The 15,055-nt window shown below is 66.5% G+C and carries 15 protein-coding genes; 7 read left to right on the top strand and 8 right to left on the bottom strand.

The window, feature by feature from the left end:
* Positions 1-6: 6 nt before the first annotated feature.
* The 5 genes from V6B15_RS03840 to plsY all read right to left on the bottom strand — a co-directional run bounded on the left by V6B15_RS03840 (position 7) and on the right by plsY (position 5,510).
* Complete coding sequence (locus V6B15_RS03840; RefSeq protein WP_050599265.1) at positions 7-189, bottom strand: hypothetical protein; 183 nt, start codon at positions 187-189, stop codon at positions 7-9.
* Entirely contained in the window at positions 189-2,780 is a 2,592-nt protein-coding gene (gene topA, locus V6B15_RS03835) for a type I DNA topoisomerase (RefSeq protein WP_334200098.1), read from the bottom strand. Before topA ends, V6B15_RS03840 begins: the two co-directional genes overlap by 1 nt.
* 71 nt (positions 2,781-2,851) lie before the next feature.
* On the bottom strand, positions 2,852-3,517 hold the full coding sequence (locus V6B15_RS03830; protein WP_334200097.1) for a hypothetical protein: 666 nt from the start codon (positions 3,515-3,517) through the stop codon (positions 2,852-2,854).
* A 284-nt stretch (positions 3,518-3,801) separates the two neighbouring features.
* Entirely contained in the window at positions 3,802-4,908 is a 1,107-nt protein-coding gene (gene dprA / locus V6B15_RS03825; protein WP_334200096.1) for a DNA-processing protein DprA, read from the bottom strand.
* On the bottom strand, positions 4,905-5,510 hold the full coding sequence (gene plsY / locus V6B15_RS03820) for a glycerol-3-phosphate 1-O-acyltransferase PlsY (RefSeq protein ID WP_334200095.1): 606 nt from the start codon (positions 5,508-5,510) through the stop codon (positions 4,905-4,907). Before plsY ends, dprA begins: the two co-directional genes overlap by 4 nt.
* A gap of 165 nt (positions 5,511-5,675) precedes the next feature.
* Here plsY and murI point away from each other — a divergent pair, with 165 nt between their 5' ends.
* The 7 genes from murI to V6B15_RS03785 all read left to right on the top strand — a co-directional run bounded on the left by murI (position 5,676) and on the right by V6B15_RS03785 (position 11,783).
* Positions 5,676-6,470 carry a glutamate racemase gene (gene murI / locus V6B15_RS03815; RefSeq protein ID WP_334200094.1) on the top strand — a complete coding sequence of 265 codons (795 nt, stop codon included), beginning with the start codon at positions 5,676-5,678 and terminating at the stop codon, positions 6,468-6,470.
* A 108-nt stretch (positions 6,471-6,578) separates the two neighbouring features.
* Positions 6,579-7,799, top strand: a complete 1,221-nt coding sequence (gene hemA, locus V6B15_RS03810; protein ID WP_334200093.1) for a 5-aminolevulinate synthase — start codon at positions 6,579-6,581, stop codon at positions 7,797-7,799.
* Between the two features lie 7 nt (positions 7,800-7,806).
* Positions 7,807-8,085 carry a YdeI/OmpD-associated family protein gene (locus tag V6B15_RS03805; protein ID WP_334200092.1) on the top strand — a complete coding sequence of 93 codons (279 nt, stop codon included), beginning with the start codon at positions 7,807-7,809 and terminating at the stop codon, positions 8,083-8,085.
* Positions 8,086-8,140: 55 nt separating this feature from the next.
* Positions 8,141-8,998 carry a TauD/TfdA dioxygenase family protein gene (locus V6B15_RS03800; protein ID WP_334200091.1) on the top strand — a complete coding sequence of 286 codons (858 nt, stop codon included), beginning with the start codon at positions 8,141-8,143 and terminating at the stop codon, positions 8,996-8,998.
* 52 nt (positions 8,999-9,050) lie between these two features.
* Complete coding sequence (locus V6B15_RS03795) at positions 9,051-10,256, top strand: cell wall hydrolase (RefSeq protein ID WP_334200090.1); 1,206 nt, start codon at positions 9,051-9,053, stop codon at positions 10,254-10,256.
* Between the two features lie 64 nt (positions 10,257-10,320).
* Positions 10,321-11,013 (top strand): nitroreductase, encoded by a 693-nt coding sequence (locus V6B15_RS03790; protein ID WP_253514995.1) that lies wholly within the window; start codon positions 10,321-10,323, stop codon positions 11,011-11,013.
* Positions 11,010-11,783, top strand: a complete 774-nt coding sequence (locus tag V6B15_RS03785) for a hypothetical protein (RefSeq protein ID WP_334200089.1) — start codon at positions 11,010-11,012, stop codon at positions 11,781-11,783. The genes V6B15_RS03790 and V6B15_RS03785 overlap by 4 nt, the downstream gene beginning before the upstream one ends.
* Before the next feature lie 4 nt (positions 11,784-11,787).
* On the opposite strand, the gene V6B15_RS03780 is transcribed toward V6B15_RS03785, so the two are convergent.
* The 3 genes from V6B15_RS03780 to V6B15_RS03770 all read right to left on the bottom strand — a co-directional run bounded on the left by V6B15_RS03780 (position 11,788) and on the right by V6B15_RS03770 (position 15,053).
* On the bottom strand, positions 11,788-12,990 hold the full coding sequence (locus V6B15_RS03780; RefSeq protein ID WP_334200088.1) for a type III PLP-dependent enzyme: 1,203 nt from the start codon (positions 12,988-12,990) through the stop codon (positions 11,788-11,790).
* A 189-nt stretch (positions 12,991-13,179) separates the two neighbouring features.
* Positions 13,180-14,358, bottom strand: a complete 1,179-nt coding sequence (locus V6B15_RS03775; RefSeq protein ID WP_334200087.1) for a carboxynorspermidine decarboxylase — start codon at positions 14,356-14,358, stop codon at positions 13,180-13,182.
* A 5-nt stretch (positions 14,359-14,363) separates the two neighbouring features.
* Complete coding sequence (locus V6B15_RS03770) at positions 14,364-15,053, bottom strand: CerR family C-terminal domain-containing protein (RefSeq protein WP_334200086.1); 690 nt, start codon at positions 15,051-15,053, stop codon at positions 14,364-14,366.
* Positions 15,054-15,055 lie beyond the last annotated feature (2 nt).

Below are 15,055 nucleotides of genomic sequence, written 5' to 3'. Positions count from 1 at the left end.
GGTCCCCTACCGCTTCTTGAGGATCTCGATCTTGTTCTTCTTGGCGAAGTCCTTGGTCGATTCCTCGCTGCGGCCGATCGCCTTGGCGATTTCCCTGAGGCCCTTGCCCTTGCCCGCGAGCAGCCGCAATTGCCCTGCTTCCTCGGACTTCCACGGCTGCTTATGCCTCTCGAAGCGTTCCTTCGCCATCAGCCGGCCTCCGCCTTCTTGGCAGCTGCCTTTTTGGCCGGAGCCTTCTTCTTCGCGGGCGCCTTCTTGGCGGCGGGCTTCTTCTTCGCTGCTGCCTTCTTCTTGGGCGCGGCCTTCTTCTTTTTTGCCGGGCCCTTGGCGGCGCGCGCATCGATCAGTTCGATCGCCTGCGCCTCGGTGACGTCCTCGGGCTTCATGTCCTTGGGGATCGTCGCATTGGTGGTGCCATCGGTGACATAGGGGCCGTAGCGGCCCGGCATCACCTTCATCTCGGCGCCGCTGGTCGGGTGTTCGCCCAGCGTCTTGATCGGTTCGGCCTTGCCGCGCGTGCCGCCCTTGCGATTGGCGGCTTCGGCAAGCAGCGTGACCGCCGCGTTCATCCCGGTGTCGAACACGTCGCGCGTGCTTTGCAGCTTGGCGTATTTGCCATCATGCCGCAGGTACGGGCCGTAACGTCCTATCGCGGCTTCGATTTCCTTGCCGCTTTCGGGATGCGTGCCGACGATCCGCGGCAGGCTGAGCAGCTTCAGGGCCCATTCGAGATCGAAATCGTCGAGGTCCTTGGGGATGCTCGCGCGCTTGGCTTCCTTGCCCTCGCCCAGCTGGATGTAGGGGCCGAAGCGCCCCGTCTTGCGTTCGACCGGGAGGCCGGTTTCGGGATCCTCGCCCATCACCCCGTCATCGGCGCCGTCATCGCCCTCGCCGCCGGGCTTGGCGAACTGGCGGGTGAACTTGCAGTCGGGGTAATTGGCGCAGGCGACGAACGCGCCGTAGCGGCCGCCGCGCAGCGCCAGCCGGCCGCCTTCGCGGCCTTCGGTCTCGCACAGCGGGCAATGGCGCGGGTCCTTGCCGTCGGCGCGTTCGGGGAACAGGTAGTCGGACAGGAATTCGTCGAGCACCTCGGTCACTTCCGAAGGCTTCTTGTCCATCACCTCTTCGGTCTTGGGCTTGAAGTCACGCCAGAAGGCCTCGAGCAGCTTCTTCCAATCCTCGCGCCCGTCGCTGACGGTGTCGAGTTCGTCCTCGAGCCCGGCGGTGTAGTCGAAGGCGACATATTGCGGGAAGAAGCGTTCGAGAAAGGCGGTCAGCAGCCGCCCGCTTTCCTCGGCGAAGAAGCGGTTCTTCTCCATCCGCACATAGGCGCGGTCGCGCAGCGTCTGGATCGTGCTGGCATAGGTCGAGGGGCGGCCGATGCCGAGTTCCTCGAGCCGCTTGACCAGGCTGGCTTCGGAAAAACGCGGCGGCGGCTGGGTGAAGTGCTGGTTGGCCTCGACACCCTTCTTGAGCGGGCTGTCGCCCTTGGCGATGGCGGGCAGCAGGCCCTCTTCATCGTCCTCGGCGTCGTCGCGCCCTTCCTGGTAGACCGCGAGGAAGCCGGGGTATTTCACCACCTGCCCGGTGGCGCGCAATTCGTGCTGGCCGGTGGCCTCGCGCAGCGTGACGGTGGTGCGTTCGAGCGAGGCGGCGGCCATCTGGCTGGCCATCGCGCGCTTGAAGATGAGGTCGTAGAGCCGGCCCTCGTCGCCGCTGCCCGCACGGTCGCGGTTGAAGTCGGTCGGGCGGATCGCCTCATGCGCTTCCTGCGCATTCTTGGCTTTCGTCTTGTACATGCGCGGGCTGTCGGGGAGCGCATGGCCGCCATAGCGATCGGCGACCGCCTTGCGGCAGGCGGAAATCGCGCTGCCGTCCATGCTGACGCCGTCGGTCCGCATGTAGGTGATCGAGCCCGCTTCGTAGAGCGATTGCGCGCAGCGCATCGTGTGGCTGGCGGAGAAACCGAGCTTGCGCGCGGCTTCCTGTTGCAGCGTCGAAGTGGTGAACGGCGGCGCGGGATTGCGCTTAAACGGCTTGGTCTCGACCTCCTCGACCGTGAAGTTGGCGGTTTCGACCGCCTGCTTCGCGGCGGCGGCGCTGCCCTCGTCGCCGAGCGTCAGCTTGTCGAGTTTCTTGCCCTCGAACCTGACCAGCCGCGCGTCGAACTCGCTGCCGTCCTGCTGCAGCTTGGCGATCACCGACCAGTATTCGTCGGCGCGGAAATGCTCGATCTCGATCTCGCGGTCGACGATCAGCCGCAGCGCGACCGATTGCACGCGGCCCGCGCTCTTGGCGCCGGGCAGGCGGCGCCACAGCACGGGCGACAGCGTGAAGCCATAGAGATAGTCGAGCGCACGGCGCGCGAGATAGGCGTCGATCAGCGGCTGGTCGAGTTCGCGCGGGGCCTTCATCGCATCGGTCACCGCCTGTTTGGTGATCGCGTTGAACGTCACGCGGTCGACCTTGGCGGGCAGCGTCTTGCGCTTCGCCAGCAGCTCGCGCACGTGCCACGAAATCGCCTCGCCCTCGCGGTCGGGGTCGGTCGCGAGGACCAGCCGGTCGGCGCCCTTCGCCGCGTCGCTGATTTCCTTGAAGCGCTTCTGCTTGTCGCGATAAAGCTCCCAGTCCATCGCAAAATCCTCGTCGGGGCGCACGCTGCCATCCTTGGGCGGCAGGTCGCGGACGTGACCGTAGCTGGCGAGAACCTTGAAGTCCTTGCCGAGATATTTCTCGATGGTTTTCGCCTTGGCGGGCGATTCGACGATGACCAGTTGCATGGAGGTAAAAACAGTCCCTTACGTGTGTACGTGCGTATACGCGCGAAAATGGGGCCCGGGTAAGAGCGCCGTCAAGCGGGAGATTGCACCGCCGCATCTTTGGCCTCTGGCGCCATCAGCAGCCGGTAGCTCGCAACCGCCAGCAGGACCAGCCAGACGCTGGCAAGCACGGCAAGCAAATTAGCAAAGATCGTGAAGGCCAGCGGCGCAGACCCCCATAGGCTGGCGGGCATCGCCCATACCGCCCCGCTCGCCACGCTCAGGAAAAATGCCCCCGCCGCGTGGAGCATCAGCGCGCCGGTCGACCTGCCGGTCGCTTCCCAACTCTGCTTCATGGCCTGCACCGCGCCGTCATTGCGCACCAGCACATCGCAGACCCCGGGCATCCACCGCGCCATCAGGATGAGACCCGGAACGATCAGGAGCAGGAAGCCGACGATGATCGCCAGCCCCCAAAGGACGGTGAAGACCAGATAGGCCATGAACCCGCCGCGTTTGCCCTGCGCGAACAGCCCCGCCTCCGCCATCAGGAGGAAGATCAGCACATAGACCAGATAGCCGTCGACCAGCATGATCAGCGTGCCCACCATCGTGAAGTCATCGCCGTAATGCCATTCCTCCACGGCGTAGGCGCCGGTCGTGCACAGGATATACAGCGTCAGCGGCACCGGCAGCATGCGCGCCAGTCGCAGCATCTCCAGCCAAATCGTGCGAAAATCGACCGCTCTCGGTTCCATCGTGCCCCCGTTTCCGGAAGGCCGGGTAAGAGTGCGTCCGTGAATGGGCAAGCGCCAAACGCAGAACGGGCCGCCCGTATAGGAGGTACGGAGGCGGCCCGTCGCGCACGCTGCGAACAGCGCCCGCTGTCTGATCTGCTGTGCTTTCGGCGCCCGAGTCGCCAGTGCGGAAGACGCGATGATATGACAGAAACGACATATGGAATTGCAAGAATGCGCCAATTTTCCTGCTTTCCGTAACGTCATCCCCGAGCTGGTCGCAAGATGACCGGCAGGCGAGGCGGTTACTTCAGGCTCACCCGTCCTGCGGCGTGGCGTTCGAGCTGTCCGGCGATCTCGAGTTCGAGCAGCGCGAGCTGCACTGCCGCGGCGGGTGTGCCCGACTGGCGGATCAGTTCGTCCACCGCGACGGGGGCGGCGGTGAGCAGCCCGGCAATGTCGGCAGGTTCGGCCTGGGCAAGGTCTTCGGGCGTGTAGTCGAAGCCATTGGCCGGTTCGCGAAAGGTCGAGCGCGGTTCGCCGGCGAAGGTGCTCAGCAGTTCGGCCACCTCGCCCGGTTCCTGCACCAGCACCGCGCCCTCGCGGATGAGGTGGTTGCAGCCGTGGCTGCGCGCCTCGAGCGGGCTGCCGGGGATCGCCATGACCTCGCGCCCCGCCTCGCCCGCGAGCCGCGCGGTGATGAGGCTGCCCGATTTGACCGCTGCCTCGACCACCAGCGTCCCGCCTGCCAGCCCGGCGATGATCCGGTTGCGGCTGGGGAAATGGCTGCCGCGCGGTTCGGTGCCCGGCGGCTGTTCGGCCAGCAGCAGCCCTTCGCTGGCGATCCGCTCCTGCAATTCGGCGTGCTGCGGCGGATAGGCAATGTCGATGCCGCTGGCGATCACGCCGATAGTGTGCGGGAAGGCGCCCTCATGCGCGGCGCCGTCGATCCCGCGCGCCAGCCCCGAAACCACGGTGAACCCCGCCTCGGCCAGCCCGCTGGCGAAATCGCGCGCCAGCTTGACCGCCGCCGCGCTGGCATTGCGCGCGCCGACCATGGCGACGCAGGGCCGTGCGGCCAGCGCCAGATCGCCGCGCCAGGTGAGGATCGGCGGCGCGCTGTCGAGCTGGCCGAGCAGCGCGGGGTAATCGGGCTGGTCGTGGAACAGGTATTTCGCGCCTGCTTGGCGCACCGCCTCGACCTCGCGCTCGACCGTCTCGGCGGCGATGGCGCGATAGGCGCGCCCGCCGCGCCGGCCCAGATCGGGCAGCGCCTCGAGCGCCTGCACCGCACTGCCGAAGCGTTGCAGCAGCATGGCATAGCTGACCGGCCCGATATTGGGCGAGCGCAGCAGCCGGATGCGGGCGAACGCCTCGTCCTGCGACAGGGCCGAGGTCGCCGCGCCGGTCATCCCCCGGCGGTGTCCTTGCTGCCGCCGACGCGGGGCTCCTCGCCCCTGGCCAGCCGCGCAATATTTTCGCGGTGGAGATAGATGATCAGCAACGCGATCGCGCCGAGCACGGGGAAGAACTGCGGATAGCCGAACAGCGGCGCTGCGGCCGCCGCCGCGACCACCGCGGCCATTCCGGCAAGCGAGGAGATGCGGAAGATCGCCAAAATGCTGAGCCAGACGAAGGCATAGGCCAGCCCCAGCGGCCAGGCGAGTCCGAAGGCCACGCCGGCATTGGTCGCCACGCCCTTGCCGCCCTTGAAGCCCAGCCAGACGGGGAAGCAGTGACCGAGCACCGCCGCGCCTGCGGCAAAGGCCATCGCCACTTCGCCCCACAGCAGCCCGGCAATCGTGACGGCGGCGAAACCCTTGAGCAAATCGAGCAGCAGCGTGGCCGCGGCCAGCCCCTTGTTGCCGGTGCGCAGCACGTTGGTCGCGCCGATATTGCCGCTACCGATGTTGCGCACATCGCCCATGCCCGCGGCGCGGGTGAGCAGCAGCCCGAAGGGGATCGAGCCGATCGCATAGCCGAGCAGCGCCGGCCAGAGCACGGTGGTGGTCATTTCTGCTGGCACGATATACCCCAAGCTACGCCCCGAGCGTCCCACTACCGCAGGCGGGCGTTGCCCCGCGGCCGTTTTTGCGTTCTAGCGACCTAGAAGAAAGTACCGGGTTAGGCCAAGACCCATCTGCGAAACCGGCCTGCCAATTCGAACGGATCTGGAGCTTTGGACCAACATTCCCCCATCCTGCTGTTCGATTCGGGTGTCGGCGGACTGACCGTACTGGGCGAATTGCGCGCGCTGCTGCCGCAGGCGCCGGTGATCTACGCCGCCGACATGGCCGGCCTGCCCTATGGCGCAAAGAGCGAAGCGGAGGTGGCCGCGCGAGTCGCCGGGCTGCTAGGGCGGATGGCCGAACGCTACCAACCGCGGCTGATCTGCATCGCCTGCAACACCGCCAGCACGATCGCGCTGGGCATGGTCCGCGACGTGCTCGAAACGCCGATCGTGGGCACGGTGCCCGCGATCAAGCCCGCCGCGGCGATGACGCAAACCGGGGTGATCGGCCTGCTCGGCACCGAGGCGACGGTGCGCCAGGGCTATGTCGACGACCTCGAACGCCAGTTTGCCCGCGAATGCACGCTGCTGCGGTTCGGCGCGAACAATCTCGTCGCGCTGGGCGAGGCGAAATTGCGCGGCGAAGAGGTCGATATCGACGATGTCGCGCGCGCCGCCTCAGGTCTCGTGCTGCAGGACCATGGCGAGCGGCTCGACACGGTGATCCTGGCCTGCACGCATTTCCCGCTGCTCGAGGCCGAGTTGCGCGAGGCCTTCGGCGCGGGCGTCGGTTTCGTCCACGGCGCAGGCGGGATCGCGCGGCGCATCGCCTCGCTCACCGAGGGCCAGTCCTTCGCCCGCAGCGCCCCCGATTTCGCCGTGACGACGGGCGATCTCGATGATTTCAAACGGCTTGCCCCGGCCTTCGCGGGGCTCGGGATCGAGGATTTGCGTCCCTTCTGACTTGCGAGCCACTCGCAAAGATCGCGGTAGCGATTTGCAACGTATTCGATTAGGGCGACCGGCACAGTCAGCCGCGGACGGGCGGTGCAGATACGGGCGAATACGCCAGTGAATTACGACCAGATCTTCGACGAAGCGATTTCTCGGCTGCACGAGGAAGGCCGCTACCGCGTCTTTATCGACATCCTGCGCAACAAGGGCGCCTTCCCCAATGCGCGCTGCTTTGCGGGCCATAACGGCCCCAAGCCCGTCACCGTGTGGTGTTCGAACGATTACCTCGCGATGGGCCAGCACCCCAAGGTCATCTCGGCGATGGAAGAGGCGCTGCACGATGTCGGCGCAGGCAGCGGCGGCACGCGCAATATCGGCGGCAACACGCATTACCACGTCCAGCTCGAAGACGAATTGTCCGACCTCCACGGCAAAGATGCCGCGCTGCTGTTCACCAGCGGCTATGTCTCGAACGATGCGACGCTGTCGACCGTGGCCAAGCTGCTGCCCGGCTGCGTGATCTTTTCGGACGAACTCAACCACGCCAGCATGATCGCCGGGATCCGCAATTCGGGCTGCGAAAAGCGCGTCTTCCGCCACAACGACCTCGCCCATCTGGAGGAATTGCTGGCCGCCGAAGACGAAGCCACGCCCAAGCTGATCGCCTTCGAAAGCGTCTATTCGATGGATGGCGACATCGCGCCGATCCATGCGATCTGCGACCTCGCCGAGAAATACAATGCGCTGACCTATATCGACGAAGTCCACGCAGTGGGCATGTACGGCCCGCGCGGCGGCGGCATTTCGGAACGCGACGAAGCCGCGCACCGGATCGACATCATCGAAGGCACGCTGGGCAAGGCGTTCGGCGTGATGGGCGGCTATGTCGCAGCCGACCGGAAGATCGTCGACTGCATCCGCTCCTATGCGCCGGGATTCATCTTCACCACCTCGCTCAGCCCCGCGCTGGTCGCGGGCGTGCTGGCCTCGGTGCGCCATCTCAAATCGAGCAACGAGGAACGCGAAGGCCAGCAGGCCGCCGCCGAACTGCTCAAGCAGAAGATGCGCGATGCGGGCCTGCCGGTGATGGACAGCGTCACGCATATCGTCCCGCTGATGGTGGGCGATCCGGTCCGCGCCAAGAAGATCAGCGATATCCTGCTCGCCGAATACGGCGTCTATGTGCAGCCGATCAATTTCCCGACCGTGCCGCGCGGCACCGAGAGGCTGCGCTTCACCCCCGGCCCCGCGCATACGCCCGCGATGATGGACGATCTGGTCGGCGCGCTGGTCGAAATCTGGGACCGCATGGATCTGGAACTCGCGCAGGCGGCATAGCGCCGGAATGGCGGCACCTGCTGATCCCGATTTCCGCCACGCGCTTCCCCCCGAACTCGATGCATTGCTCGACAGCGACCCGGCGCTGGCCACGAAATGGCAGGCGCTGACCCCGCTGGCACGCAACGAATGGATCTGCTGGACGATCTCGGCCAAGCAGGAACCCACCCGCGCCAAGCGCCGCGCCCGGCTGCACGAGGAAGTGCTCGACGGGCAGAAGCGCCCGTGCTGCTGGCCCGGATGCCCGCACCGCCGCGCCAGCGCGCGCAAATTCGTCGCTCCCTGAAAGCCGATGCAATCGCGTGCCGCCTGTGGCATGCTATGCGGCAGGGAGAGAGAACATGGCCACGATTTCCGACCGCGCGACGCGCGATACCGGCACGCTCGACATTCGTCCGCTGACCCCGGCGATCGGGGCGGAAATACTCGGGATCGACCTCGGCAGCGCCGACATTGCCGCGCGTATCCCCGAGATCCGCGCCGCGCTACTCAGCCACGGGGTGATCTTCTTCCGCGACCAGGACATCACCACCGCGCAGCATATCGCCTTTGCGCGCGCGTTCGGCGAACTGGAAATCCATCCCGCCACGCCGAAGGACCAGCCGAACCGCGAAGTGCTGCGGATCGAACATGGCCCCAAGAGCCGCGGACAGGAAAACGCCTGGCATTCGGACGTCACCTGGCGCGCAGAACCCTCGCTCGGCTCGATCCTGCTGGCGCGCGAAGTGCCCGATTGCGGCGGCGATACGCTGTTCGCCAATATGCACCTCGCCTACGAACGATTGTCGGACCCGATGAAGACCTTCTGCGAAGGGCTGACCGCGGTGCATGACATCGCGCGGGTGTTCGCCAAGCGGCTGGGCAAGCGGCCCGAGGAACTGCACGATACCTACCCGCCGATGCGCCACCCGGTGATCCGCACGCATCCCGAAACCGGCGAACGCGCGATCTACGTCAACACCGCCTTCACCTCGCATATCGAGGGGCTGGCGGAGAGCGAGAGCCGCTGGCTGCTCGATCACCTGTTCGCCACGGCCAAGGATGCCGAAATCCAGTGCCGGTTTCGCTGGCAGGCGGGCTCGGTCGCGTTCTGGGACAACCGGGTGTGCCAGCATTTCGCCGCGAGCGATTATTTCCCCGCGCGCCGCGTGATGGAACGCGTGACGATTGCCGGCGACAAGCCCTTTTTCACGCCCTGAACGGCTATCGTAACAGCTTGGTAGGCGGGACATTCCTCCCTAGATAGCCGGCATGGACGGCCCCGCCCCTGCCCCGCGCGAAGAACGCGCCCTCTTGCCGCTTCTGGCGCTGGCCGGGCTGGTGCTGCTGCCCTTCCTGCTGCTCGCGCTGTTCGGCGGGACGCCGGCACCCGCAAGCGACCAGCGAGCGACCGATGCCCCAGTCGAAACCGCCCCCATGCCGGTGCCCGATCTTCCCGCGACGGGCGACGACACGGTGGTGCTTTCCGATCTGCCCGCGGGCGTTGCGCAGGCGCGCAATGCAGGCGTGGCGTTCGCCGCGATCGGGCCCGGCAGTGCGTCTCCCTTTTCCTTTCGCGGCAGCGCGGCGGATCGCGCCCGCGCGCGTGACTGCCTCGCGCTGGCGGGAATGGCCGAGGCGGGTGGCGGCGATGGCGACCAGCGCGCGGTCATGCAGGTAATCCTCAACCGCGTGCGCCACCCCGCCTTCGCGGGCAGCGTGTGCGGCGTGGTGTTCGAAGGCTCGCAGCGGCCCACCGGCTGCCAGTTCAGCTTCACTTGCGATGGCTCGCTCGCGCGGCGCTATTCCGATGCGGCATGGAGCGCGGCGCGCGCGCGGGCGGAGGACATGCTGGGCGGCGCGACGCATGCCCCCGTCGGCAATGCCACGCATTTCCATGCCGACTACGTCTATCCGTGGTGGAGCGACCGGCTCGCCAAGGTGGCCAAGGTGGGGCCGCATATCTTCTTCCGCTGGCGCGGCTTCTGGGGCAGCCGGCGGGCATTGTCGGCGCGCTATGCAGGCGGCGAGCCCGATCCGCTGCGACTGCGCGACACCGCGCTCGCCACCGCTGCCGCCAATCCGATGCCCGGCCTGCTGGGCAGCGGCGAGGCGGTGCGCAGCATCACAAGCGACAGCGTGGCGCGTGCCGCCGGCGAGACGCCGCGCGCAGCCGCATCCGCCGGCCAGCCCGGTCCGGGCGCAGGCGTGCATTTCGTGCTCGTATCGCCCGGCGATTCGCCGGGTGCGCTGGTCGACCGGGCGCGCAGCCTGTGCGCGGGCGGCGGCTATTGCCGCGTGCAGGGATGGAGCGATCCCGCGCAGGTCCCGGCCAGCCTGCCGCTGACCGACAGCGACCGCCGCAGCCTGCGGTTCAGTTTCGCCGCAGCGAATGCCAATGGCGGCGAAGCGGTGTTCTTCGACTGCCGGCTGTTTTCCGCGCCGGACATCGGAACCTGCCTGCCCGCCATCCCGTAGGGGATTTGTCGGCGCTGGCGTGGCACGCTAGTCCTACCGGCAACACTATTGGGAGCGAGACTGAATGAGCGGCAATCCGGACATGACCTATGACGAGGTGGTGATGGGCCGCCGCTCGATCCGCGGCTATCTCGACAAGCCGGTGCCGCGCGCGGTGATCGAGGAAGTGCTGACGCTCGCCATGCGCTCGCCCACTTCGATGAACACGCAGCCGTGGCATTTCCACGTCATCACCGGCGAACCGCTCGACCGGATCCGCAAGGGCAATACCGAACGCATTCTCGCGGGCGAGCCCGACAGCCGCGAGTTCCGCCGCGGCGAACCCTTCGCGGGTGTCCACCGCGAACGCCAGGTCGGTGTCGCCAAGCAATTGTTCGGCGCGATGGGGATCGAACGCGACGACAAGGACAAGCGGCAGGACTGGGTGCTGCGCGGCTTCCGCCAGTTCGACGCGCCGGTCTGCGTGATCGTCACTTACGACCGCGAACTGTCGGGCAGCGACGACACGCCGTTCGATTGCGGCGCGGTCACCACCGCGCTGGTCAATGCCGCATGGAGCCGCGGGCTCGGCTGCGTGATCAACAGCCAGGGGATTATGCAGAGCCCCGTGGTGCGCGAACATGCGGGCATCCCCGACGACCAGGTGATCATGAAAGCGGTAGCGCTGGGCTGGCCCGACGAGAGCTTCCCCGCCAATGCGGTGGTGAGCGAACGCAAGAGCGTGGACGAGGCCGCCCGCTTCGTAGGCTTCGCATGAGCGACCGCTTCGTCGACCTGGGCGACGGTTTCTGGACCGTCCGCGGCAGCTTCCGCATCGGCGGCTTTTTCGATGTCGGGACGCAATGCGCGCTGGTGCGGCTCGCCAGCGGCAAGTTCGTCTTCCTGGACAGCTACACGCTGACCGATGAAATCCGCGCCGAGGTCGACGCGCTGACCGATGGCGGCGCGAAGGTCGAGGCGGTGATCAACCTGCATCCGTTCCACACGCTGCATTGCGACTGGATGCACACTGCCTTCCCGCAGGCGAAGCTGTATGGCACCGCGCGGCATCACGAGATCCTGCCCGATTTGCCGTGGGAAGATGTCCGCTGCGAACAGGATGCGCTGGCGCAGCTCTATGCCGATGACTTCGCCTTTTCGGTGCCGCGCGGCGTCACGCTTGTCTCCGATGACGACAGCGTCCACTTCTCCTCGGTTCTCGCGCTGCACCGCGCCAGCGGCACCGCGCATGTCGACGATACCTTCGTCTATCTGCGCAAGGGCTTTCCGCTGTCGCTATTGCCCTTCACCGGCCGTCTGGGCTTCCACCCGACGCTGGCCAAGGCGCTCGAACCGCGCGCGGGCGCGGCGGACCAGTTCCGCGAATGGGCGATCAGGCTCGGCGTCGACTGGGCGGATGCAAAGCGCATTGCCGCCGCGCACAATGCGGTGCTGCCGCTCGACCGGAAAAAGCTACCCGACCTGATCGGTGAAGCGCTGGGCCGGGTGAAACCGGTACTCGACGCGCACCGCGCCGAATACGGCTGACCGCTCAGCGCAGGCTCACCACATTGTCCGCCGCAGGACGCTGGCGGCTGCCGTCATAGAGGCTGGCCATCGGTTCATCGGTGACCACCACCCGCTCGGCCGCGCCGAAGCCGTTGAAATCGGTCTTCATCGCCGCGCCATAGGCGCCGAGCATGCCGATCTCGATGAAATCGCCCGCCTGGATGTCCTCGGGCAGGACGAAGGGGCCCTGCATGTAATCGGCGTCGTCGCAGGTGGGACCGTAGAAGGCGAAGTCCATGTCGGGCTTGATGAGGTCGTCCTCGAGCGCGCGGACGGGGAATTTCCAGTCCACGTGCGCGGCATCGAACAGCGCGCCATAGGCGCCGTCATTGATGTAGAGTTCCTCGCCGCGGCGCTTCTCGACCTTGACGATGAGCGAGCTGTATTCGGCGCACAGCGCGCGGCCCGGCTCGCACCACAATTCGGCATTGTAGGCGATCGGCAGGTTGTAGAAGTTCTGGTGGATGATCTGGAAATAGTCTTCCAGCGGCGGCGGTTCCATCCCCGGATAGACCGACGGGAAACCCCCGCCGACATCGATCATGTCGATGACCACCGAAGCCTCGCCAATCGCCACGCGCACGCGTTCGAGCGCCTGGACATAGGCGAAGGGCGTCATCGCCTGGCTGCCCACGTGGAAGCACACGCCGAGCCAGTCGGCATGCTGGCGCGCCTGTTGCAGCAGCTGCGGCGCCTCGGTCAGGTCGCAGCCGAATTTGGACGCGAGACTGAGTTCGGAATATTCGCTCGAGACGCGCAGCCGCACGCACAGCCGCAGGTCCTGCGCTGCTTCGCCCGCGTCGTCGCGGCAGGCCTCGACGATCTTCTCCAGTTCCTCGACCGAATCGAGGCTGAAGGTGCGCACGCCGTGCTGGCGATAGGCTTCGCGGATCGCGCTGGGCGCCTTGACCGGGTGCATGAAACACAGCGTTGCGCCGGGCAGCGTGGCACGCACCAGCCGCACTTCGGCGATCGAGGCGACGTCGTAATGCGTGACGCCATTGTCCCACAACACCTGCAGCAGGTCGGGCGAGGGATTCGCCTTCACCGCATAGAGCGACTTGCCCGGAAACTTCTCGACGAAGAAACGGGCGGCGCGCGCGGCGGCGTGCGGGCGATTGAGGATGATCGGTTCGTCCGGCTGGAGCGCGCGAACTACGGACCGGGCGTCAGGAAATGTGTGCAACTCAAGGGACCCCCAAAACGGCTAGGTTTCAGACAAGGCTGCCTTGCGGATCGGATCCCCTTGGGGCAGCGGAGCGGCGCACATAAGCGAGATGCGCGATAAAGCAAGCGGAATCGGCCGGTTCGGCCCTGTCTATGTCACTGTATCAAAGGTCGAGCGCGCCTGGCGTTCCATGGCGCGGTCGCAGCATCAGCTCAGCCGGTCGCGGAAGGTGTCGTAACCGAACTCCTTGATCAGCTCGAGCTGGTCGCTTTCGCTGTCCCAGAGATAGATGCTGGGCAGTTGGACGCCGTTGAAAGTGTTGGTCTTGACCATCGAATAATGCGCCTGGTCCAGGAAGGCGAAACGCTTGCCCACCTCCGCCCCGCCGGGAATCCGATAATCGCCGATCACGTCGCCTGCGAGGCAGGACGGGCCGCCGATCCGCACCGCCGGGACCGCCTCGTCGCTGCTCTCGCCGAGCATAGCGGGGCGATAGGGCGCCTCGATCACATCGGGCATGTGGCAGGTGGCCGAAACATCGGCGACCGCGACAGGCAGGCCGTTGAAACCGGTATCGAGGATCGTGCCCACCAATATGCCCGCATCGAGCGCGACCGCCTCGCCCGGTTCGAGATGGATTTCCGCGCCAGTGTCGTCCTTCGCATCGCGCAGGAATTCGATCAGTTCCTCGCGCTGGTAATCGGCGCGGGTGATGTGGTGCCCGCCGCCCATGTTGATCCATTTGAGCTGGCCGAACCACGGCTCGATCGCGTCGAACACCTTGTCCCAGGTGGCCAGCAGTGGCTCGAGATCCTGTTCGCACAGATTGTGGAAATGGATCCCGTCGACCTGCGCCATGATCTCTGGGGTAAGTTGGTCGAGCGGGAAGCCCAGCCGGCTGCCCGGGCTGGAGGGATCGTAACGCGGCACCTCGCCGGTGGGATGCAGCGGGTTGATCCGCAGCCCGACATCGAAATCCTGCCCCGCGGCGCGCGCGTTTTCCATGATCAGCGTCGCGCGTTCGAGCTGGCCGGGCGAATTGAAGATCACATGGTCGGACAGGCGGCAGACCTCGTCGAGCTCCTCGGGCTTGTAGGCCGCCGAATAGGTCGCGATCTCGCCATCGTAGAACTCGCTCGCCAGCCGCGCTTCCCACAATCCGCTCGTACACACGCCATCGAGATATTCGCCGATGATCGGTGCGGTCGACCACATCGAAAACGCCTTGAGCGCGCTGAACATCTTGATCTCGGCGGCATCGCGCACCTCGGCCAATATCTGGCAATTGGCGCGCAATTTCGCCGCGTCGACGACGAAAGCGGGGCTGTCGACGCGGTCGAGGTCGAATTGCGTAAAGGCGCCCGGATCGCCGGCTTTGGTTTCCATAGGGTTCAATTCTCTCTTGAAGTATCGGCCACCAGCGCATCGACCTGGCGGGCGATCGAGCGGCGTACGGCGGCAACCTGTTCGGCGCCGATTTCGTTCCATCCCATGATCGCCTGCGACACGCGCCTGCCACTGGTGAAGGCGATCATGTTGGCGATCAGCAGCAGCGCGTCGAGACGCGCCTCCTCGCTGTCGGGATCGCTGCCGCGCGCGGCGCGGATCAGCTGCGCGGTCAGTTCGGTCCCCGGCTGCCACAGCCGCTCGTAGAGCAGCGCGAAGGCATCGCCCGGCGCGTTCATCTCGCGCGCGACGAACCCCGCCCACAGCGCCGCCTCCTCGCCCATGACCAGCGTTTCGACCAGCGCATCCATCAGCTGGCGGAGCAGATCGTGCGCAGTGGCGCGGTCGCCCTGCCCCTGCGCAAGGAAAGCGACTGCGGGCGCGGTGGCGGCCGCCATGCCATCGGCAAAGCGTTCGAGAATCGCCTGCGCGCATTCGAGATAGAGCGCGTCCTTCGACCCGAAATGATAGTTCAGCAGCGGCTGGTTGACCCCGGCTGCGGCCGCGATCGCGCGGGTGCTCGCGCCTTCCAGCCCGCTTTCGGCAAAGGCCACGATCGCCGCATCGAGGATGAGGCTGCGCGTCTCGCTGCTCTTGGCATAGGTGCCGCGGTTGGCGGGTGGGGACTGGGCCATGC

The organism is Qipengyuania sp. Mu-71 (assembly GCF_036867055.1).
GTDB classification, from domain to species: domain Bacteria; phylum Pseudomonadota; class Alphaproteobacteria; order Sphingomonadales; family Sphingomonadaceae; genus Qipengyuania; species Qipengyuania profunda.
This window is presented reverse-complemented; position numbering and strand designations above follow the sequence as displayed.